Genomic DNA, 20,956 nt, shown 5'->3' on the forward strand with positions numbered 1-20,956 from the left:
CTGAGGGCATACGTGACTTTCCCGGCAGAACGGGATGGTTGACATGCGTCACAACGGACACTGAATGACACACGAGGCGTATTCGGACACGGCACTCGAAAAAAATCGGAAGAACGTCAGAACGATTCGGGCTCGCTGGACGTACTTGATACAAGGGCCTATGGCTGTGACAGTTGAGAGCAGCTTAGGCCAACGCCTGCGCGCGTGTCCGGCGAATGGGAACGTAGACAACCGTTCATGTTCTCTTCGCCTCCGCGGCATCTCGCCGCGGAGGTGCCGGCGCCATGCCGCAGAGGTGCCGACGCCATGCCGGGCCTGGTTCGGCGGCCGCCCCCACACATGCGCCACCCCCGTGGGGTGCGCGTTCCACCCCCGTGAGGTGGGCGTTCACACCCGCGCCACCCCCATGGCGGACACCGGATGTCACGATCCGGCACCCGTACCCCTCTGGACCCACCGGCTCCTTCGGAACGGCCGTCGCTACGGATTAGGCTGCCCTCATGCCAAACAAGCGCTCGGGTGGTGGTCTGTCCGCCACGCAGCAGGCCGCCAAGTTCCTAGGTGTCAGCGTGCTCGCCGGTGCCGTCATGGCGGGCATCGCGCTGCCCGCGGTCGGCGCCCTGGGGCTGGCGGCCAAGGGGTCGGTCGAGGGGTTCGACGAGCTCCCCGCCAACCTCAAGCAGCCGCCGCTGAGCCAGCGCACCTCGATCCTCGACAGCAAGGGCGACACGATCGCCACGGTGTACAGCCGCGACCGTACGGTGGTCGATCTCAAGGAGATCTCGCCGTACATGCAGCAGGCGATCATCGCCATCGAGGACGCCCGCTTCTACCAGCACGGCGCGATCGACCTGAAGGGCGTCCTGCGGGCGCTCAACCGGAACGCGCGGGAGGGCGGTGTCGCCCAGGGCGCGTCCACCCTGACGCAGCAGCTCGTGAAGAACGTCGCGGTGGAGGAGGCCGGTGACGACCCGACGCTGGTCGCGCAGGCCACCCAGCAGACCCTCGGCCGGAAGATCAACGAGCTGAAGAAGGCGATCCAGCTCGAAGAGGAACTCGGCAAGAAGAAGATCCTCGAGAACTACCTGAACATCACGTTCTTCGGCCAGCAGGCCTACGGCGTCGAGGCCGCGTCGCAGCGCTACTTCTCCAAGTCCGCCAAGGACCTGGACGTGGACGAGGCCGCGCTCCTCGCCGGAATCGTGCAGTCGCCCAGCCGGTACGACCCGGTGAACGACCCCCAGGAAGCCACCAAGCGGCGCAACACCGTGCTGCAGCGCATGGCCGACCTCGGTGACATCTCCCAGGCGGAGGCCGACAAGGCCAAGGAGAAGCCGCTCGGGCTGGACATCAGCAAGCCGAAGAACGGCTGCATCACGGCCGTCAAGGGCGCGGGCTTCTTCTGCGACTACGTGCGCGAGGTCTTCCTGACCAATCCGATGTTCGGAAAGTCCAAGGAGGCCCGGGCCAAGATCTGGAACCAGGGCGGTCTGACGATCCGGACGACGATGGACCCGAAGGCCCAGAAGTCGGTCCAGGCCTCCGTCAAGAGGCACGTCTACCAGAAGGACGAGGTCGCCACCGCCGCCACCATCGTGGAGCCCGGCACCGGCAAGATCCTCGCCATGGGGCAGTCGAGGCCGTACGGACTCGACACCAAGAAGAACGAGACGACGATAAACCTCTCGGTGGACGAGTCCATGGGCGGCGGAGCGGGCTACCAGCCCGGTTCGACGTTCAAGCCGATCGTCGCCGCGGCGGCCCTGGAGGACGGCATGTCCCCGGGGAAGGTCTACCCCTCGCCGTACCGGATGGCCTATCCGAGCCCGATCCCCACCTGTGGCGGCGGCACCTGGCGCAACGGCACCGGCACCGCCGCCGCGAAGCTCGAGAACGAGAGCGCGAGCGAGGTCGGACCGTACTCCCTGCGGAAGGCGACCGCGCTGTCGGTCAACACCTACTTCGTGCAGATGATCGCGGACATCGGCATCTGCCCGGTGACGAAGATGGCCAAGAGCATGGGCGTCGGGCGGGCCGACGGCCGCAAGATCGACCAGGCTCCGTCGATAGCTCTCGGCACCCAGGAGATGTCCCCGCTGACCATGGCGAACGGGTACGCGACCTTCGCCGCGCGCGGGATGTACTGCACGCCGGTCGCCATCGAGTCCATCACGCAGCGGGTCGGCGAGAAGTCGAAGTCGTTGGAGGTCCCGAAGTCGACCTGCTCGCGGGCCATGTCCGAGAACACCGCCGACACCATCAGCGCCCTGCTCAAGGGTGTGGTCGAGGACGGTACGGGTACGGAGGCCGGCCTCGGCCCCAGCCGCCCCAGCGCCGGCAAGACCGGTACGACGGACGGCCGTTACGCGGCCTGGTTCGTGGGCTACACCCCGAACATGGCCGGCGCCGTCTGGGTGGGCGACCCCGCGCACGAGCGTCAGATGGTGAACATCGTCATCGGCGGTGAGAGGTACCCCAAGGTCTTCGGTGGAAAGGTCCCCGGCCCGATCTGGCGCGACATGATGACCGGCGCGCTGGAGGGCAAGCCCCGGCCCGACTTCAACAAGGTCTACCTTCCCGAGGACCGGCCGGAGCGCGGCCGCGGGGACGACGACAACGACGGCAATGGGAACGGCAACGGGAACGGGAACAACGACGACAACGGCAACGGTGACAACCGCGGCAACGGTGGCGGCTTCATCGGCGGCGCCGACGGCGGCAACACCTTCCCGACCCCGGAGTTCAGCTTCCCGGAGAACTTCATCCAGGGGCAGACGAACGGCGGGAACAACGGGAACGGCAACGGAGGCCGCTTCGGCTGACGGCCACCGTCACCGGCCGGGTGAATGAGTACGGCGGTGGGGGCGCCCCTTGAGAAGGGGCGCCCCCACCGCCGTTGTACCGCGTCTCCCGGACTGGTTGCCGGGGCTGGTCAGGCGCTCGCGAGCTGCTGCTTGACGAGGGCGGCGACGCGGCCGCCCTCGGCGAGCCCGGCCACCTTCGGGTTGACGATCTTCATGACCTGGCCCATCGCGCGCGGGCCCTCCGCACCGGCGGCCCGGGCCTCCTCGACGGCCTGGACGACGATCTGCTTCAGCTCCTCGTCGGACAGCTGCTTGGGCAGGTACTCGGCGAGCAGCGCACCCTCCGCCTTCTCCCGCTCGGCCGACTCGGGACGACCGCCCTGGGCGAAGGCGTCCGCGGCCTCGCGGCGCTTCTTCGCCTCCTTGGTGATCACCTGGAGCACCTCGTCGTCGGAGAGCTCGCGCTTCTCCTTGCCGGCGACCTCTTCCTTGGTGATCGCGGTCAGGGTCAGCCGGAGCGTCGAGGAGCGGAGCTCGTCGCGCTCCTTGATGGCGGCGTTGAGGTCTTCCTGCAGCTTCGACTTGAGCGTGGTCATGGGGCCGATTGTCGCAGGTGTGGTGGGGAGAGCGCGCCTTGATTTCGCTGGTGTGTGCGGTGGGGGGAAGGTCGGGCGCCGGGTGGTGAGGGCTCGGGTTCTGTCCAGGGAAGGACAGGAGATGGCCGGGACGTCGGTCGGACGTAGGTAGAACCTCGGTCGGCCCTTGGTCGGACATCGGTCGTGTGGACAGTCCGGAGTGAGTTGTCCACAGGGGGAGTTGGCGGGCGCGGGTGGCTGGCCGGCGGTTGTCCACAGGTGTGTGCTCGGGGCCGACGGGGTCTGACACGATGGACACATGCAAGCGCGATACGGAGTACCTCTGGGGATCGCGGCGGTCGGTGCCGCCGGTCTGGTGTATGCGGCGGGTATCGAGGCCCGCTCCTTCCGGCTGCGGCGGGTGACGGTGCCGGTGCTGCCACCGGGCATGCGTCCGCTGCGCATACTCCAGGTCTCCGACATCCACATGGTGAGCGGACAGCGCAAGAAGCAGCGCTGGCTGCGGTCCCTGGCCGGACTGCGCCCGGACTTCGTGATCAACACCGGTGACAACCTCTCCGACCCCGAGGGCGTCCCCGAGGTACTGGACTCGCTCGGTCCGCTGATGGAGTTCCCGGGCGCCTACGTCTTCGGCTCCAACGACTACTACGGCCCGACCCTGCGCAACCCCGCCCGTTATCTCCTGGAGAAGGTCCAGGGCCGCCACGGTCTGAACGGCAACAAGCCGGTGGTCGGCGCCGTCCACAACCCGTGGGAGGACCTCCGGGACGGATTCGACGGGGCGGGCTGGCTCAACCTCACCAACACCCGCGGCACGCTGAAGATCGAGGGCATGTCGGTCGAGCTGACCGGCCTCGACGACCCGCACATCAAGCGGGACCGCTACGCCCGCGTGGCCGGCGGCCCGTCCGACTCCGCCGATCTCTCCCTGGGCGTCGTGCACGCTCCCTATCTCCGTGCCCTCCACGCCTTCACCGCCGACGGCTACCCCCTCGTCCTCGCCGGCCACACGCACGGCGGCCAGCTCTGCATCCCCTTCTACGGCGCCCTCGTCACCAACTGCGACCTCGACACCGACCGCGTGAAGGGCCTCTCCACGCACACGGCCGACGGCCGCACGGCGTACATGCACGTGTCGGCCGGCTGCGGCACGAGCCGCTACACCCCGGTGAGGTTCGCGTGCCCGCCGGAGGCATCGCTGCTCACGTTGGTGGCGCGGAAAAAGTAGAGGTAAGGGGACGGGGAGGGGCGAGCCTCGAGCCAGCGGGCAGCAGCGCCGGAGCCGCCACAGACGGAGTGGTCAGGCGACGAAACACCCCCCTCGTACGGATCATCCCGAATGGCCCGTTTCACGGGGGCGTCCTAGCGTGAGCGCATGACCGCACCGATACCCAGGGACATCCCCGACCTGCCCGCGATCTCGGGCATCCCCGCACCGGTGACATCCGTCGTGCCCGCGACGGCGGTGGTGGCACCGACACGACGCGCACCGGCGGCGGCGTACCGCGCCCTGGTCGCACTGGCGGCGGCAGCGGCCGTGGTGATCGAGATGGTGCTGGGCAGCCCGCTGCGGGCGTTCAGCCACTTCGCGGTCCAGAGCACGGCCCTGGTGGCGCTGGTCTTCGCCGCCTCGGCCCGCGGCGCGTGGCTCGCCCGCCGCCCCCTGCCGTCCTGGATGACGCTCGGCACGGTTCTCTACGCCGTGATCACGGCCTTGGTCCACCACCTGGTCCTCACGAGGGACGCGACGCCCTTCTCCATGACGATGACGTCGACGGGCACCCCGGCGGCCCCCACCGGCTGGCTCGCATGGACGGACGCGGCCTTCCACACGGCGATCCCGCTCGCGGTGGTGGTGGACTGGCTGCTCCTGACCCGCCCGGCACCGCCACGCCTGAGCCACGCGACGGCCTGGCTGATCTACCCGCTGGGGTTCCTGGCGTTCACCCTCGGCCGAGCCGCCTTCGTGACCCCCGACTGGCCGGCCCCGTACCTCTACCCCTTCCTGGACGTCGACCGCCACGGCTACAAGAGCGTGCTCGGCAACGCCCTGCTCCTGGGCCTCGCCTTCTACGCCCTCGCGCTCCTCCTCGTCGTGGTCGACCACCTCCGCCCCGACCCCGTACACCCCCGCAGGGGCCGCCCGGACCGCCCCGACCGACGCCCCGAAAACCGGATTTCGTCTCCGGCCACCGGTGGGCTAAAGTAAACGACGTCGCCGCGACAAGCAGTGACAATCGGGGTGTAGCGCAGCTTGGCAGCGCGCTTCGTTCGGGACGAAGAGGTCGTGGGTTCAAATCCCGCCACCCCGACAGTGAAACAGCAGGTCAGGCCCGGTGCTGAGAAATCAGCGCCGGGCCTTCCTCGTTCTCCGATCTGTGACGTGTCAGAGCGCTGGACTCCGGCGTTCGATCAGTACGACGTCGCGCCATACGCCGCGATGTCGACCTAGGCGCTCGCGCGTGCCGACGACGCGGAAGCCTGTCTTCTGATGGACGGCGAGGCTGGCGGTGTTGTCGGGGAAGATGCCGGATTGGATCGTCCAGATCCCGGCGGCCTCGGTGGACCTGATCAATTCTCGGAGCAGTGCGGCTCCGATGCCGTGTCCTCGTGCGTCGGGGTGGACGTACACCGAGTGCTCGACGACGCCGGCGTACGCGCATCGGTCGGAGACCGGCACGGCCGCGACCCAGCCCAGGACCATGCCCGCGCCGTCGAGGGCGACGTATCGGTGGTGCGGAAGCTTTGTCTCGTCGAACTCTTCCCAGGTGGGGGCGGTGGTCTCGAAGGTGGCTCTGCCTTCGTCGATACCCAGTTGGTAGATCGTCAGGACCTGGTGGGCGTGTTCGGCGCGCATCGAGGTGATGCGGTACTCGTCAGCCGCTCCCATGGTCAGCTCGCCGGGGCGATGTCGTCGACCAGGCCGCGGATGCGCTTTTCGATCTCGTCGCGGATAGGGCGGACCGCTTCGACTCCCTGTCCGGCCGGGTCGGGGAGCCCCCAGTCGAGGTAGCGCTTGCCGGGGAAGACCGGGCAGGTGTCGCCGCAGCCCATGGTGATGACGACGTCGGACGCCTGGACGGCCTCCACGGTGAGCATCTTGGGGACCTCGGCCGAGATGTCGATGCCCACCTCGGCCAGGGCGTCGACCACGGCGGTGTTCACGGTGTCGGCGGGGGCGGAACCCGCGGAGCGCACCTGGACGCGGTCGCCCGCGAGGTGGGTGAGGAAGGCGGCGGCCATCTGGGAGCGGCCGGCGTTGTGGATGCAGACGAACAGGACTGAGGGGCGCGCGTCGGCAGTGGTCATCACGGGTGTCTTTCTGAGCAGGGCGGGTCAGGGGGTGGCGAGTTCGGGTTCGCCGTCGGTGACGACGGTGCCGGTCTGGGGCGGTGCGGGGTGGGTGAACACGGCGGCGACCAGGCCGAGGCCGATGACGGCACCGGCGAGCTGGGCCACGATGAACGGGATGACCGAGGCGGGTGCGATGCCGGCGAACGTGTCCGTGAAGGCGCGCCCGATGGTGACGGCCGGATTGGCGAACGACGTTGAGGACGTGAACCAGTACGCCGCGCCGATGTAGGAGGCCACGGCGACGGGGGCGAGTTGGGTGCGGCCGGTGCGGGCGAGGCCGAGGACGAGCAGGACGAGCCCGGCGGTCGCGACCAGTTCACCGAGCCAGAGGTGACCGGCGGAGCGGTCATGGGTGGACCACTGGACCAACGGCTCGGCGAACATGGCATCGGCCAGGACGGCGCCACCGATCGCCCTGGCCGTCTGGGCCGGGAGGTACGCGGCCAGGTCCCGGAGGGTCAGCCCGTCGGGGGTGCGGCGGCCGGTGAACCAGGCCGCGAGCGTCACCACGGGGTTGAAGTGCGCGCCGGAGACCGGCCCGAACAGCGCGATGAGCACGCCCGGGCCGAACACGGTGGCCAGGGAGTTGGCGAGCAACTGGACGCCGACGTCATCGGTCAGTTCGGTGGCCTGGATGTCGGAGCCGCCACCACCGCGACCAGGGCGGCCGAACCCACCGCCTCAGCGAGCGCCCGGCGGCCGAGCGATGCGCTCACGCGGTCGCCTCAGCCGTCTGCGTGGTCGCCAGGAACGCGGACAGCCGGTCCAGAGTGCCCGGCAGCACCCAGTAGTACACCCACGTCCCGCGACGCTCGCAGTCGATCAGCCCCGCCTGCCGGAGCAGCTTCAGGTGATGCGAGATCGTCGGCTGCGAGAGGTCGAAGGCAGGTGTCAGTTCACACACGCAGACCTCGCCGCCCGGCCGCGAAGCGATCATCGACAGCAGCCGCAGCCGGACCGGGTCGCCCAGCGCCTTGAAGATCTTCGCCAGGTCGGCCGCCTGCACGTCATCCAGAGGGGCGGTCACCAGCCCCGGGCAGCAGCCGGCGGGCCCGTCGTCCTGCCCGATCACCAAAATTTCTTGCTTCGACATTCTTCTATGTTGACGTTTCTCGATTCAAGGCGCAAGCTCTGTATCGACAGACATCAATGCAAGCAGATCGGAGTCATGTCATGTCTCGTGCCCAGCTCGCCCTGCGTGTCAGCGACCTCGAAGCCTCGATCACCTTCTATGCGAAGCTCTTCGGCACCGAACCGGCCAAGCGCCGCGAGGGCTACGCCAACTTCGCCATCGCCGAACCCCCGCTCAAGCTCGTACTCATCGAGGGCGAGCCCGGCGAGGAGACCCGCCTGGACCATCTCGGCGTCGAGGTCGCGTCCACCGACCAGGTCAACGCCGCCACCACCCGCCTGAGGGACGCCGGCCTGGCCACCTTCGAGGAGAACGACACCTCCTGCTGCTACGCCCTCCAGGACAAGGTGTGGGTCCACGGCCCCGGCAAGGAGCCGTGGGAGGTCTACGTCGTCAAGGCCGACGCCGACACCCTCGGCAAGAGCGCCGACCCCAACGCCACCGGCGATGGCTGCTGCACCAGCCAGGCCGCCGACGAGGCCCCGGCCGCTGTCGGGTGTTCCTGCGGCTGACCAGCCTGCGTGGGTGGATGCCGGAACGCGCAAGGCTGCCGGTTCTCCGCCCCCGCAGGAGCGGGGCTGTGCGCGGAACGGGCCCGGTGTGGACGGTGGTTGTGCGTGTCCTGTGAGAGGCTCGGCGTGCTGCGGGCCGACAAGAGGATACGAGCACGGATCACATGGATTCGATCCACGACGACATCGCGGAGTTCGCGCTTCTGCTGACGCGGCTGAAGGCGCGTACCGACCGCAGTTACGCGGCGCTGGCCCGCCGACTGGACCTGCACGCCTCCACTCTGCACCGGTACTGCTCCGGAGAGGCGGTCCCTCAGGACTTCGCCGTGATCGAGCGGTTCGCCGTACTCTGCGGCGCCTCCCCCGAGGAACGCTCGGAGCTGCACCGCCGGTGGATCATGGCCTACGCCACGCGGCAACGGTCACGCCCGTCCGGCACCCGGCAAACACGAGCGCCCCAGGTCACCACGGATCCAGCGGCGTCCCTCGGTCCCGCGGGCGCCGCCCCGGCGAACAGCGGCAGGTCGGCCGTGGAGGCACCCGGGGTGATCCCGCCGACCGGCCGGAGCCCCGAGCCGAGCGCACCGCCCCGGCCGCGGGTCCCCGGCGGGCGTGACCGGCGCCGCCCCGTGCGGGCGACGGCGCTGGCGGCCTCGCTCGTCGCCGCGCTGCTCGGCCTCACCTCGTCCGCCGCCGGCACCCCCTCCGGCTCGGTCACACGCGGCGACCTCAAGCCGAACCAGGCAGACGCCGGCGCCGCCCCGGTGGTGGCGCCCCTCACCTGGACCGCCGACTTCCACACACGCGGACTCAACGGTTGCGGCGAGGACTACGTCGTGGACAAGGGGTCCCGGCAGGTACCACCCCCGCCGAACCTGGGGGATGTCGAGGCGTGGGTCACCTCCCAGCGGGCTGTGCACGCCGGCACCGCCGATGTGCAGATCATGGTCCAGGGACGGGGCAGCGCAGCCGTCGTCCTGGACGCTTTGTACGTACGCGTGGTCGACCGCGCCGCTCCCGCCGTCGACCGGGGCGTCGTCTACTCCCTGAGCGACGGTTGCGGCGCCGGCATCCTCCCCCGCTACTTCGCCGTGGACCTCGACGCGCACCGGCCCCGGGCCCGTTCCATGCCCGGCGACGACGGGGCGGGTACGCGCATCCCCGCGATCGACTTCCCCTACCGGGTCTCCCTGCAAAAGCCCGAGGTCCTCGTGGTCACCACGCTCAACCGGACCTGCACCTGCGACTGGTACCTCGACCTCGCCTGGTCCTCACAGGGCCGCACCGGCACGGTCCGCGTCGACGACAACGGCCGCCCGTTCCGCAGCACGAGCATCACGGGGCTGGAGGGCTACCGGTACGACCGCATCTCCCACCAACCCGGCCGCTGGGTCCCCATCCCCGCCGCCAACATGGCGGCGGACGGCGGCTGACGAGACGCCCTCCGGCCGAAGCCGGACCGGGCGGACCGGGCGGAGGGGGCGGAGCGACCGCGTCCTCAGTGCGTGGGCCTGGTGCGGATGTCGGTGACGTCGCCGTACACCGGCTCCAGCTTCACGACGAGGTTGGTCCACACCGACGGCGTCTCCCCTCCGCCGAAGGCATGGGTGACGGCGATCTCGCGGCTGTTGCGGCCCTCGCTCACCGTCCAGTCCACTGGGACGTTCTGGGCCCGCAGGACGCCGTCCACCTTGTTCTTCTTCTCCCACGCCTTCAGCCGCTCGGCGAAGGCGGACGTCAGGTAGTGCTTGCGCAGCGCCTTCGCCAGCGCGGTGTCCGGGCCCGGGGAGTCGTCCTTCGCGTCCACGTAGGCACCGAAGAAGTCGGCGACCCGGGTCACCGACTCACCGGTCCTGCCCTTGACCGACCGCACCGCGGCGGACGGCTTCGCGGGGGCTTTGCCGATGGCCCGGATGTCGCTGATGTCGCTGATGTCGCTGATGTCGCCCAACAGGTTGTGCTTCACGTCGAACCTGGTCGTCTTCGTCGGCGACTCCCCGCCGCCGAAGGTAAGGGTGACGACGATGTGACGGCCGTTGCCGCTCTCGCTCACCGTCCATTCCACCGGGACGTTCTGGGCCCGCAGGACGCCGTCCACCTTGTTCTTCTTCTCCCACGCCTTCAGCCGCTCGGCGAAGGCGGACGTCAGGTAGTGCTTGCGCAGCGCCTTCGCCAGCGCGGTGTCCGGGCCCGGGGAGTCGTCCTTCGCGTCCACGTACGCACCGAAGAAGTCGGCGACCCGGGTCATCCCGTCGCCGTTGAACCCGGTGATCGACCGCGGCGTGGCGGCCGGCTTCGCTGATGTCGTGGCGGAGGTGGGGGTGGCGGCGGTCTGCGCCGCGGCCTGTGTCGGGACACCGAGTCCGACGGCCAGGACGAGGCCGGCGGCGAAGGCCGCACGGCGGCCCGGACGACGACGTGTGCGGGTGTTCCTGATCATGTCGTGTCTTCCTTCATGGTGAGTTGTCATCAGGGGTCCCTCCCAGCCGGATGTCCCCGCCCCGAAGGCGTGGAGCGCCGGGCGTCGCAGGGCGCCGCCGGACGGTCGCACACCGGGCACCCGAGCAAACGGGCACACAGGCACATAGGCACACGGATGCCCGGTACACAGGCATAGGAGGGAGTCGTCACCACGCTGTACCGGGGTCTCGATCCATCCCGGCCGGTGCGACACCCACAGCTTCGAAGACACCGAGGAACCACCGCAAGCACCACCGCCCAACCCGCGACGACGCAACCGTCCCACCCACCCTGAGCTGCGCGGACACGCGTTGCCTGGGACGGCGTCCTGAGATGGGGAGGCGGCGCCGGGGGCCGTGCGCGCGGTGGCGTGACACGGGGCGCGGTCCTGCCGGGCTCCTCGCTGCTCGGACACACCCCAGCGCCGGCGCGGGCCGGGCGGGCCTGCCCCTCACGTGATACCGATCACAACTCCACAACCCAGTCGAGCAGTCGGCTCCCGTCCGACGACCAGCCTTGTTAGCCTTGGCCATAGCCCGGTCGCTGGTGCATCCCCCGTCGCCAGCGACCGGGTTCTTTCATGTCCGCGTCCGCTTTGACGCCTCCGGACATCCCCGGCCACCCCGCGCTCTCAGCCGTTCCACGCCTCGTCGTACGGGTCCTCGGGTGCCTTGACCGGCTTGGTGGCGGTGACCGTGAGGTACGGGACGGCGGTGCCGTTCAGGGGGTCCTCGGTCCGCTTCGGGCTGTAGGTGCCGGTGACCTCGATCCAGGTGTCGGGCCGCAGGACGGCCGGCAGTTCGCCGGTGAGGGCGATCTTTACGGGCTGGGCGTCGGCGGCGCAGCAGTTGAGAGCCATGCGGACGAGGTAGGGGTGGCCCGAGCCGTCGAGGGCGAGGAATCCGGCGATCTTGAGCGGGCGGCCGGAGAGGGCGCGGCCCTTGTCGTACACCGCGCGGCCGGCGTAGTCGGCGACGCTCAGCCGGAGCGGGCCCGCGGCGGGGAGGGCGGGGTAGCCCCAGGGCTGCTCCTGGAGTGCGCTGCCGGTGCGCATCGCGGTGTAGGACCCGGCGGCGGGCGGGGCGACCAGGACGAGGGCCAGCAGGGGCAGGACGAGCAGCCAGGAGACCCGGGGTTCGTGGTGGCCGTGCTCCTCGTCGCCCCGGCGCCGCGCCCGGCGTTCGTACACGACCGTGGCGACGGCAGCGGCTATGAGGACGACGCCCGCCCCGATGAGGAGGGGCCGCAGGCCGGCCTTGACGTAGCGGAGGTAGAGGTCGGTGAAGCCCGCGTGCAGCAGGGCGCCGCCGGTGAGGAACAGGATGACGGTCTGGGCCTGACGGTTCACAGGAACACCGCCCCGACCAGGGCCGACACCAGGATCGCGAGGGCGAAGGTGGCGGGCGCGAAGCGGAGCGCGAAGGCGCGGCCGAAGGTGGCGGTCTGCATGGCGAAGAGTTTCAGGTCGATCATCGGCCCGACGACCAGGAAGGCGAGCCGGGAGGTCAGGGAGAACTGGGTCAGGGAGGCCGCCACGAACGCGTCCGCCTCGGAGCAGATGGAGAGCAGGACGGCCAGGACCGCCAGGGCGAGGATCGCGATCACCGGGTTGCCGGCGGCGGCGTTCAGCCAGCTCGCCGGGACGACCGCCTTGAGGGTGGCCGCCGCGATCGCGCCGACGACCAGGAACCCGCCGGCGTGCATCACGTCGTGCCGGACCGAACCCCAGAAGGCGGCGCCCTTGCTCTGTCCCTCGTAGGACGGCCGCTCGGGCGGGCGCATCCACTCACCGCGGCCCAGCCGCTGCCACAGCCAGCCCATCGTGCAGGCCACCAGCAGGCTCGCCACGAACCTGGCCAGCACCATCTCGGGGTTGCCGGGGAAGGCCACGGCGGTCGCGGTCAGGACGATCGGGTTGATCGCGGGGGCGGAGAGGAGGAAGGCGAGCGCCGCCGCGGGGGTCACGCCCCGGCGCACGAGGGCGCCCGCCACCGGCACCGAGGCGCACTCGCACCCCGGCAGGACGACACCGGCCATGCCCGCCGCCGGTACCGCCAGCGCGGGGCGCTTGGGCAGCGCGCGGGCGAAGAAGGAGGCGGGCACGAACACCGCGATGGCCGCCGACAGCAGCACGCCGACGACGAGGAACGGCAGGGCCTGGACGACCACCGCCACGAAGACCGTCATCCAGCTCTGCGTCACGGGCGCGGACAGCAGACCGCGGAGCGGGCCCTGCGCCACGACCGCCAGGACCAGCAGCATGGTGAGGACGAGCGGTGGGTCGAGGTGCCGCCCGCGCTGGGGGGCTTCTTCCTTGGTGGTGGCCACGGGGGACGGTACCTCCGTAGGGAACGGCTGGGCCGGGCGGGGGCCGGTTCGCCCCCTTCTCCCCATACGGCGCGCATGACGGCATTGCTCACGGTCGCGGGGTGGCGTACCGCACCGGAGGCCCCTTTTAGTAATGGGATCCATTTTCATGTAGCGTCCGGTCCGTCACCTGTGAAGCCCGTGGAGGAGGACCCCATGGCCGTACCCAAGCGGAAGATGTCCCGCAGCAACACCCGTCACCGTCGCGCCCAGTGGAAGGCGAGCACGCCGCAGCCCGTGCCGTTCACGGTCGACGGCGCCACCCATCTCGTACCGCAGCGGCTGCTGAGGGCGTACGAGCGCGGGCTGCTCCACCCCGAGGGCTAGGGGCGACGGCCATAACGTACGAACGGCTGCCCGTCACCGTCCTCTCCGGGTTCCTCGGGGCGGGCAAGACCACCCTGCTCAACCATGTCCTCGCCAACCGCGAGGGGCTCCGCGTGGCCGTCATCGTCAACGACATGAGCGAGGTCAACATCGACGCCGCCCTCGTGCGCGGCGGCGAGGCGGCGCTGTCGCGCACGGAGGAGCGGCTGGTCGAGATGACCAACGGGTGCATCTGCTGCACCCTGCGCGACGATCTGCTGGAGGAGGTGGACCGGCTGGCGCGCGAGGGGCGGTTCGACTACCTCCTCATCGAGAGTTCGGGGATCTCCGAACCGATGCCCGTCGCCGCGACCTTCGCCTTCGCGCGCGACGACGGGGCCACGCTCGGGGACCTCGCCCGGCTCGACACCATGGTCACCGTGGTCGACGCGGTGAACTTCCTGCCGGAGCTGGCGGGCGGGGACGAGCTGGCGGCCCGGGGGCTCGACCAGTACGAGGACGACGAACGCACCGTGAGCGATCTGCTGATGGACCAGGTGGAGTTCGCCGACGTGATCGTCCTGAACAAGCTCGACCTCGTCGACGCGGCGACCGCCGAGCGGCTCGCGGCGACCCTGGCCCGGCTGAATCCGGCGGCGCGGATCGTGCCGGTCAGCCATGGCCGGGTGCGGGTCGCGGAGGTGCTCGGCACGGGGGTGTTCGACCTCGAACGTGCGCAGCAGGCGCCGGGGTGGGTGCGGGAGCTGAACGGGGACCATGTGCCGGAGACCGAGGAGTACGGCATCTCCTCGACCGTGTTCCGGTCCGCGCTGCCCTTCCATCCGGCGCGGTTGTGGACCTTCGTGACCGAGGCCCTCGACAGCGGGGACTTCGGACACGTCCTGCGCTCCAAGGGGTTCTTCACGCTCGCCGGTCGGCCGCGTGTGGTGGGGCTGTGGTCGCAGGCCGGTTCCGTCGCCCGGTTCGAGCCGTCGGCCGCGCGGGACGACTCGGCGCCGGGTGCGGAGGAAGCGGCGTTCGCGTCGGAGGCTCCGTACGCTCAAGAGGCTTCGTACGCGCAGGAGTTGGTGTTCATCGGGACGGGGCTGCGGGCGGAGGCGCTGCGCTCGGCCTTGGCGGGTTGTCTGGTGAGGGAGGGGGAGGTGCCTTCCGCGGCGGGGTTCGAGGATCCGTTTCCCGCGTGGGAGACGCACGGGGTCGCCTGCGGGTGAGTGGGGTGAGTGGGGGTGCATGCGGTGCTTGGTCGGCCGCGGGTGCGTGGGGGCTTGTCGCGCAGTTCCCCGCGCCCCTGAGAAGCGGGGCGCCGGGCCGCACCCCGCTACGCGTCCGCCACCGCACGCCTCCCCAGCAGTTCCGCCAGGCCGCGCCTCGTGGCCGCCAGCACCACGCGGTCCTCGGCGCGCAGGACGTAGGTGGGCGGCAGCTCCCAGACCAGGCCCGACCCCGGCGCGCCCGGCGTCCGCTCGGTGTCCGGCTCCGCGGGGGCGGCCGTGTCGAGGGCCAGGACGCGCCACGCGCCCGCCCGGAAGGTCTCCGCCACGGTCCGGCCCTCCAGGCGAGGGTGACCGCGGACCTCGACGGCGGCGAAGAGCAGGACGCGGCGTTCGACGGGGATCGCGCCCAGGATCTGGCGGCCCATCATCGCGCCGGCGAAGGCGGGCGCGGCGAGATGGCTGACGCTGCGGCTGCGGGTGAGGGCGCCCGGGTGGGCGGCGCGCAGGGTGCGGTAGACGGCGGTGGCGAAGTCGTCGTCGTACAGGCGCAGGACGACCCGCAGGTCGGGCCGTACGGAACGGGCGTACAGGCCGGCTTCGAGGTTCGTCGTGTCGGAGCTGGTCACGGCGAGGAGGGCGTGCGCGCGGTGGATCTTGGCGGCCTCCAGGACGCCCTCCTGGGTCACGTCGCCGAGGATCACCGGCACCCTGAGACGCCGGGCCTCCGCGAGACCGCGCGCCTCCGGGTCGTCCTCCACGCACACCACCGGGATGTGGAGTTCGCGCAGGCGGGCGAGCACCCGGGTGCCGATCTTGCTGAGGCCGAGGAGGACGACGTGCCCGGAGAGACCCCGGGGCGGTTTGCGCAGGGCGGTGCCGCTGCGGAAGGTGCCGAGGGCTTCCAGCACGGCGGCCAGCAGCACGGGCAGCAGGAGTAAGCCCATGAGCCCGGACAGGAGTTGCAGGACCTGGCGGGAGTCGCTCTGGTCGGTCGCCGGGTCGGCGATCCCGAAGAGGTCGAGGAGGGTCGCGTACGTCGCCTGCAGCGGATGCTCGCCGGTGATCACCATCTGCGCGACGGCCAGCGCGAACACGCACCCGATCATTCCCGCGAGCGACCAGCGCAGCCGCCGCGAGAGCAGCGAGCCGACGGCGCCGAGCGGACCGCCGCCCGCCCTGTTCGGCGGCAGCGCGGGCCCCGCGTAGCGCACGGTGTCGAGGACGACCGTTCCGCGTCCGCCGGCCTCCGCCACCGCCCTTTCGTCGGGCAGGAGTTGGGGGCCGCGGGAGCCGCTGCCCTCGGAACCCTCCGTTCCGGCGGGGTCGTTGGTGGTCGCGGACAGGAGGGCGAGCGTGCAGAGGCCGCCGGGGCTCTGGCCGCCGCGGCCCGGCGGGCGTTCCACCGCCCGCAGCATCAGCCCCTCCGTCTGTACGACCTTGCTGGTCCCGGCGACGGCGGTCGCGGCCAGCGCGGGCGCGGCGGTGTCGGCGTCGGAGAGGACGGTCGTCGAGGCGCCGAACCCGTCGACCCCGTCGGCCTCGCCGTCGCCGGCCGCCAACGCCGACGCCTGGTCGAGCAGTTCCTCGATGTACTGCCCCAGGCGGCGGTTGTAGAGCCGCAGAACCAGCCGCAGACGGGGGTTGAGGCGCCGGGCGGTCAGCGCCGCACGGATGTTGGTCTCGTCGTCGTCGTAGACGAGGGCCAGCGCGGCGGCCCGCTCCACCCCGGCCTCGGCGAGCACCGCCTCGGTGGCCTCCCCCGCCTCCAGGACACGTGCGCCGCCGTCCCGGGTGCGGGCCTCGCCGGTGCGGGCCTCGCCGGTGCGGTCGCCGGACGCCGGGTCGGGGGCGCCCGTGGCCCGGTTGACCGCGGCCGTCATCCGGTCGAGGAACGCGGCGGCGGTCCGCGCGCGCCCGACGACCGGCCGCTGCGCGACCCGCGCCGTGGGCGGCACGACGAGCGTCACCTGTTCCCGGTACACGGTCCGCAGTTCCGCGGCGAGCCGGTGCGCCAGCCCGTCGTCCCCGCAGACGACCATGTGGGCGCCGGAGTCGGCGGCCGTTCGGCCGCGCCGGCCCGGGGCGGGTTGCCTGCCCGCGGCGAGCGGGCCCGACGGCGCGCGCCGACCGGGCGGGACACCCGGACCGGACGGGGTACGCGGGCCGGTCGCCGTCGCGGCCGGGCCGGTCGTTGCCGGCGGCGGGATGGTCGTTGTCGGCGGCGGGATGGTCGTCGGTACCGGGTCCGGCACCGGGTCGGTCGTCACCGCCGGGTCCGGCACCGGGTCGGGCGGATCGGTCCGGTCCGGTCGTCCGCCCGAACTCGCCTGTGCGTTCCGGCCGTTACGGCTGTTGTCCTGCGAAGGGGTCCCCACGAGTCAGAAGACTGCCCCATACACCCGACCGGTTTCTCAGTGATCCGGATCACAGTTGGCGGTGTGAGTGCGACGACGGGTGGACATCCGTACTCAAGAGGGACGGGGTGACGGCGGTGTCCGGATGCGAGGATGGGGCGCCATGACCGCAGGGTGGGGTTCGCGCACGACACGCGCCGCGATGTTCGCGGCCGTCTGTGTGCTGCTCGCCGCCCTGGGCCACGTGCTGATGTCGGGCAGTCACGTCCCCTGGCGGGCGATGGCCGTCGGGGCGGTCGTGACCGCTGCCGTCGGCTGGTGCCTGGCCGGACGTGAACGCGGACTCCCCCTGATCACCTCCGTCGTGGTCGCCGCCCAGACGGCCCTCCACTGGGGCTTCGAACTGTCGCAGCCATCCGTACCGTCGGCCGCCGCCGGCGGTGCGGGCGCGATGGGTTCGACGGCTTCCATGGACCGGATGGCATCCATGGACCGGATGGCTTCCATGGACCCGATGCGCTCCATGGAAGCGATGGGTTCCGTGGGTGCGGGCGGTCACCTGGGTCATGTGGACCACACCGGCCACCTCCTGGACGGCTCGGCCGAGCCCTCCTCGTCGCTCATGTCCTCGCTCGCGTCCCTGTACGCGTCCTCGTCCGGCATGCTCGCCGCGCATCTGCTGGCCGCGCTGCTGTGCGGTCTGTGGCTGGCGTTCGGCGAACGCGCGGCCTTCGGGCTGCTGCGGGCCGTGGCCGGCCGGCTGGCCGCGCCGCTGCGGCTGTCGCTCGCGCTGCACGTCGTCGCCGAGCGGCCGCGTCCGCGGGTGCGCCGCGGTCGCACGGACCGTTCGCCGCGCCGGCTCCTTCTCGTCCACGCGATCACCTCTCGGGGTCCGCCCGCAGGGACAGCTGTCATCTGACGACAGCCGGTGACCCGAGGCAGCCAACCGGCTCACGCCTCGGGCTTCGGCCGTACGCCGCCCCCGCGCGTGCCGTACGGCCGCCCTCCCTCGCTCACCGGACCATCCGGCGCGTTCTCGGACGCGCACACGTTCACCGGGACGTCCTCCGTCCTTACGGCTGTGCCGTGTGACCGTGTGCGCCCCCGTGCCCGTGCCGGCGGTCCGGATCCCGGATGCCCACGAAGGACACCAGGTGATCACTTCTGCCCCCCTGCCCGGATCGGGTTCGTCGCCCCGGTCCACGACCGACGAGTCCATAACCGCCTGGGCGCTGGCCGCCCGTGGCGGGGACCCGGAGGCCGTCGAACGGTTCGTCGGCGCGCTGCAGCGAGACGTCCGACGGTTCGTCGCCCATCTCTGCGCCGATCCCCAGGCGGTGGACGACCTCGCCCAGGACACGTTCCTGCGGGCCCTCGGCAGCCTGCACCGGTTCGAGGGCCGGTGCTCCGCCCGTACGTGGCTGCTGTCCATCGCCCGGCGGGCGGTGACCGACAGCTTCCGGTACGCGGCGGCCCGGCCCCGGCTGTCCGACGTGCCGGACTGGCGGCTGGCCGTCGAGCACGCCCAGCCGCGTGGGCTGCCCGGCTTCGACGACGGTGTGGCGCTGACCGATCTGCTGGGCGCGCTGCCCGAGGAGCGGCGTGAGGCGTTCGTGCTCACGCAGATGCTCGGGCTGTCCTACGAGGACGCGGCGGAGCTGGCCGGGTGCCCCGTCGGGACGGTGCGGTCACGGGTGGCGCGGGCGCGGAGCACGCTCGTGCGGTTGCTGGCGTCGGCGGAGGCATGCCGGGAGGAGGAGGGACGGGAGGACGAGCGCGTGCTGGTGGCGGCCTGAGGGGGTTCCGCGTCGTCGGCCGGCCGCGGGTTCGGCGAGGGGTCTCGGGCGGTTCCCCGCGCCCCTTTCAGGGCGCGGGGTGCTCCCGCTCTCTCAGGGACGTCCTCCCAGGTGGCGCTCGGCGAAGTCCAGTTCCAGGCGGAGCTGCTTGATGCGTTCGTCGACGACCAGGGAGCCGTGGCCCGCGTCGTAGCGGTAGACCTCGTGGACGGCGCCCCGGCCGGCCAGCCGGTCGACGTAGTTGTCGATCTGGCGGATGGGGCAGCGGGGGTCGTTGACCCCGGCGGAGATGTAGACGGGGGCCTTCACCGCGTCGACGTACGTCAGGGGCGACGACGCCTCGAAGCGCTCGGGGACCTCCTCGGGCGTACCGCCCAGGAGGGTGCGGTCCATGGCCTTGAGCGCCTCCATCTCGTCGTGGTACGCGGTGACGTAGTCCGCTACGGGGACGGCGGCGATGCCGAGCGACCAGGCGTCCGGCTCGGTGCCGAGGCCGAGGAGGGTGAGGTACCCGCCCCAGGAGCCGCCGGTGAGGACGAGCCGCTCCGGGTCGGCGAAGCCGGAGGTGACCGCCCACTCCCGGACGGCCGCGATGTCCTCCAGCTCGATCAGGCCGACCCGGTGCTTGAGGGCGTCGGTCCAGGCGCGGCCGTAGCCGGTGGAGCCCCGGTAGTTGATGCGGATCACCGCGTACCCGTGGTCCAGCCAGGCGGCCGGGCCCGCCGCGAAGGCGTCGCTGTCGTGCCAGGTCGGGCCGCCGTGGATGTCGAACACGGTCGGGTACGGGCCGGCCCCGGCCGGGCGCTGGACCAGGGCGTGGACGCGGCCGCCTGGTGTGTCCACCCAGACGTCCTCCACCGGCACCGAGCCGGGGGACTTCAGCCCCGGCGGGTCGAGGACGACCTCGCCGGTGGTGGAGCGGACGACCGGCGGCTCGGCCGCGGAGGACCACAGGTACTCGACGCTGCCGTCGGGGCGGGCCGTGGCCCCGGAGACGGTGCCGCGCGGTGTGTCCACCCGCTCCAGGGCGCGGGTCGCCAGGTCGTAGCGGAACAGCTCGCTGCGGGCCTCGAAGCTGTGGGCGACGAGCAGGGCGGAGCCGTCCGGATACCACTCGGCGCTCAGGTCGCCCTCCAGCCGGCCGGAGAGTCCGAGGTCGGTCTCCTCACCGGAGGCCACATCCCACACGAGGGGCTCCCAGCGACCGCCCCGCTGGTGGCCGATGAGCAGCCGGGTGTCGCCGACCACGGGCGCGAAGCCCAGCACCTCCAGGCCCAGCTCGACCGTGCCGCCCTTGGTGTCGTCCAGCTCGGCGACCGGCGTGCCGTCCGGCCGGACCACGCGCAGCGCCGAGTGCATCGCGTCGCCGTGCTCGGTGTGCTCGATCGCGATCAGCGAGCCGTCGTGCGAGAGGTCGCCGACACCGGCCGACTCACGGTGGCGGTAGATCTCGACGGGGGCCTCGCCCTGCCGGGACAGATGGATCGTGGAGCCGTCCTCGTCGGTGGAGCGGCCGACGACCGCCGTGCGGCCGTCGCGGCCGAGGGCCAGGCCCGCCGGATAGGACGGGTCGAGGCCCGGGGCGCCCTCCTCGTCGGGGCCGCCGTGGAAAGGCTGACGGCGCCAGACGCCGAACTCGTCGCCGTCCTTGTCGTCGAACCACCAGATCCATGCGCCGTCGGGCGAGAGCACGCCGTCCGTCGTGCCGTTGGCCCGGTTCGTGGCCTGGCGCTGCTCGCCGGTGGCGCGGTCCCACGCGTACAACTCGTACGTGCCCGTGGCGTTGGAGACGAACAGCGAGCGGTGCGGTGCGTCCTCCGCCCAGTCCGGAAGGGACACCCTCGGCGCCCGGAACCTCTTCTCCCAGTCGGGCATGGATCCGCTCTGCTGCTGCGGGGTGGCCCCGTTGCTCTCAGTCATGGCCCCATATTGCCCCGCCCGCACGACAATGTGCGGCCGAGGTCCCCAGCCTGTGGATAACTTCGCCCCGGGACCCCGCGTGGCGGGGCTCGTCCGGGCCGGCTGTCAGTGGCCGGGTGC

Annotated in this window: 19 protein-coding genes and 1 tRNA gene; 10 read left to right on the plus strand and 10 right to left on the minus strand. The window is 71.5% G+C overall.

Translation table 11 applies throughout. The annotated features are described in order from the left end of the window. Positions 1–500: 500 nt before the first annotated feature. Positions 501–2,822: a transglycosylase domain-containing protein gene (locus SCAB_RS19685; RefSeq protein ID WP_013001831.1), complete on the plus strand. Its 2,322-nt coding sequence runs from the start codon at positions 501–503 to the stop codon at positions 2,820–2,822. Between the two features lie 110 nt (positions 2,823–2,932). On the opposite strand, the gene SCAB_RS19690 is transcribed toward SCAB_RS19685, so the two are convergent. Further along, positions 2,933–3,400 (minus strand): GatB/YqeY domain-containing protein, encoded by a 468-nt coding sequence (locus tag SCAB_RS19690; protein WP_013001832.1) that lies wholly within the window; start codon positions 3,398–3,400, stop codon positions 2,933–2,935. Positions 3,401–3,698: 298 nt separating this feature from the next. Between SCAB_RS19690 and SCAB_RS19695 the strand changes: the two genes are divergently transcribed. The 3 genes from SCAB_RS19695 (at position 3,699) to SCAB_RS19705 (ending at position 5,712) form a co-directional block, all read left to right on the plus strand. Then, positions 3,699–4,628, plus strand: coding sequence for a metallophosphoesterase (locus SCAB_RS19695; protein WP_013001833.1), 930 nt, complete (start codon positions 3,699–3,701; stop codon positions 4,626–4,628). Between the two features lie 147 nt (positions 4,629–4,775). Beyond that, on the plus strand, positions 4,776–5,609 hold the full coding sequence (locus tag SCAB_RS19700; RefSeq protein WP_013001834.1) for a Pr6Pr family membrane protein: 834 nt from the start codon (positions 4,776–4,778) through the stop codon (positions 5,607–5,609). A 29-nt stretch (positions 5,610–5,638) separates the two neighbouring features. Continuing rightward, positions 5,639–5,712 (plus strand) — tRNA-Pro (locus SCAB_RS19705). A gap of 74 nt (positions 5,713–5,786) precedes the next feature. On the opposite strand, the gene SCAB_RS19710 is transcribed toward SCAB_RS19705, so the two are convergent. From SCAB_RS19710 to SCAB_RS19725, 4 genes are all read right to left on the minus strand, one after another. After that, on the minus strand, positions 5,787–6,290 hold the full coding sequence (locus SCAB_RS19710) for a GNAT family N-acetyltransferase (protein WP_013001835.1): 504 nt from the start codon (positions 6,288–6,290) through the stop codon (positions 5,787–5,789). Positions 6,291–6,292: 2 nt separating this feature from the next. Further along, on the minus strand, positions 6,293–6,709 hold the full coding sequence (locus SCAB_RS19715) for an arsenate reductase ArsC (RefSeq protein WP_041669392.1): 417 nt from the start codon (positions 6,707–6,709) through the stop codon (positions 6,293–6,295). Positions 6,710–6,736: 27 nt separating this feature from the next. Then, positions 6,737–7,351: an aquaporin gene (locus SCAB_RS19720; protein WP_013001837.1), complete on the minus strand. Its 615-nt coding sequence runs from the start codon at positions 7,349–7,351 to the stop codon at positions 6,737–6,739. Between the two features lie 115 nt (positions 7,352–7,466). Beyond that, a complete protein-coding gene (locus tag SCAB_RS19725; RefSeq protein ID WP_037727438.1) occupies positions 7,467–7,847 on the minus strand; it encodes an ArsR/SmtB family transcription factor in 381 nt (126 codons plus the stop codon). Positions 7,848–7,927: 80 nt separating this feature from the next. Between SCAB_RS19725 and SCAB_RS19730 the strand changes: the two genes are divergently transcribed. Continuing rightward, a complete protein-coding gene (locus tag SCAB_RS19730) occupies positions 7,928–8,398 on the plus strand; it encodes an ArsI/CadI family heavy metal resistance metalloenzyme (RefSeq protein WP_013001839.1) in 471 nt (156 codons plus the stop codon). Positions 8,399–8,562: 164 nt separating this feature from the next. Beyond that, complete coding sequence (locus tag SCAB_RS19735) at positions 8,563–9,831, plus strand: helix-turn-helix domain-containing protein (RefSeq protein ID WP_013001840.1); 1,269 nt, start codon at positions 8,563–8,565, stop codon at positions 9,829–9,831. 65 nt (positions 9,832–9,896) lie between these two features. On the opposite strand, the gene SCAB_RS19740 is transcribed toward SCAB_RS19735, so the two are convergent. The 3 genes from SCAB_RS19740 to SCAB_RS19750 form a co-directional block, all read right to left on the minus strand. Then, a complete protein-coding gene (locus SCAB_RS19740) occupies positions 9,897–10,838 on the minus strand; it encodes a hypothetical protein (RefSeq protein ID WP_106437277.1) in 942 nt (313 codons plus the stop codon). A 651-nt stretch (positions 10,839–11,489) separates the two neighbouring features. Beyond that, positions 11,490–12,206: a TIGR03943 family putative permease subunit gene (locus SCAB_RS19745; protein WP_013001842.1), complete on the minus strand. Its 717-nt coding sequence runs from the start codon at positions 12,204–12,206 to the stop codon at positions 11,490–11,492. Beyond that, entirely contained in the window at positions 12,203–13,186 is a 984-nt protein-coding gene (locus SCAB_RS19750; RefSeq protein WP_013001843.1) for a permease, read from the minus strand. Before SCAB_RS19750 ends, SCAB_RS19745 begins: the two co-directional genes overlap by 4 nt. 195 nt (positions 13,187–13,381) lie before the next feature. Between SCAB_RS19750 and rpmF the strand changes: the two genes are divergently transcribed. After that, positions 13,382–13,552: a 50S ribosomal protein L32 gene (rpmF, locus tag SCAB_RS19755; RefSeq protein ID WP_013001844.1), complete on the plus strand. Its 171-nt coding sequence runs from the start codon at positions 13,382–13,384 to the stop codon at positions 13,550–13,552. Between the two features lie 11 nt (positions 13,553–13,563). Then, complete coding sequence (locus tag SCAB_RS19760) at positions 13,564–14,763, plus strand: GTP-binding protein (RefSeq protein WP_041670759.1); 1,200 nt, start codon at positions 13,564–13,566, stop codon at positions 14,761–14,763. A gap of 107 nt (positions 14,764–14,870) precedes the next feature. Here SCAB_RS19760 and SCAB_RS19765 read toward each other — a convergent pair whose 3' ends face one another. After that, entirely contained in the window at positions 14,871–16,805 is a 1,935-nt protein-coding gene (locus SCAB_RS19765) for an NAD-binding protein (RefSeq protein ID WP_013001846.1), read from the minus strand. Positions 16,806–17,283: 478 nt separating this feature from the next. Between SCAB_RS19765 and SCAB_RS19770 the strand changes: the two genes are divergently transcribed. Continuing rightward, positions 17,284–18,039 carry a hypothetical protein gene (locus tag SCAB_RS19770; protein ID WP_013001847.1) on the plus strand — a complete coding sequence of 252 codons (756 nt, stop codon included), beginning with the start codon at positions 17,284–17,286 and terminating at the stop codon, positions 18,037–18,039. 235 nt (positions 18,040–18,274) lie between these two features. Then, positions 18,275–18,916: a sigma-70 family RNA polymerase sigma factor gene (locus SCAB_RS19775; RefSeq protein ID WP_013001848.1), complete on the plus strand. Its 642-nt coding sequence runs from the start codon at positions 18,275–18,277 to the stop codon at positions 18,914–18,916. 93 nt (positions 18,917–19,009) lie between these two features. Here the strand turns inward: SCAB_RS19775 and SCAB_RS19780 are convergent, their stop codons facing one another. Beyond that, positions 19,010–20,836 (minus strand): S9 family peptidase, encoded by a 1,827-nt coding sequence (locus SCAB_RS19780; RefSeq protein WP_013001849.1) that lies wholly within the window; start codon positions 20,834–20,836, stop codon positions 19,010–19,012. Positions 20,837–20,956 lie beyond the last annotated feature (120 nt).

It is taken from the genome of Streptomyces scabiei 87.22 (assembly GCF_000091305.1).
In the GTDB taxonomy this organism is placed as follows: domain Bacteria; phylum Actinomycetota; class Actinomycetes; order Streptomycetales; family Streptomycetaceae; genus Streptomyces; species Streptomyces scabiei.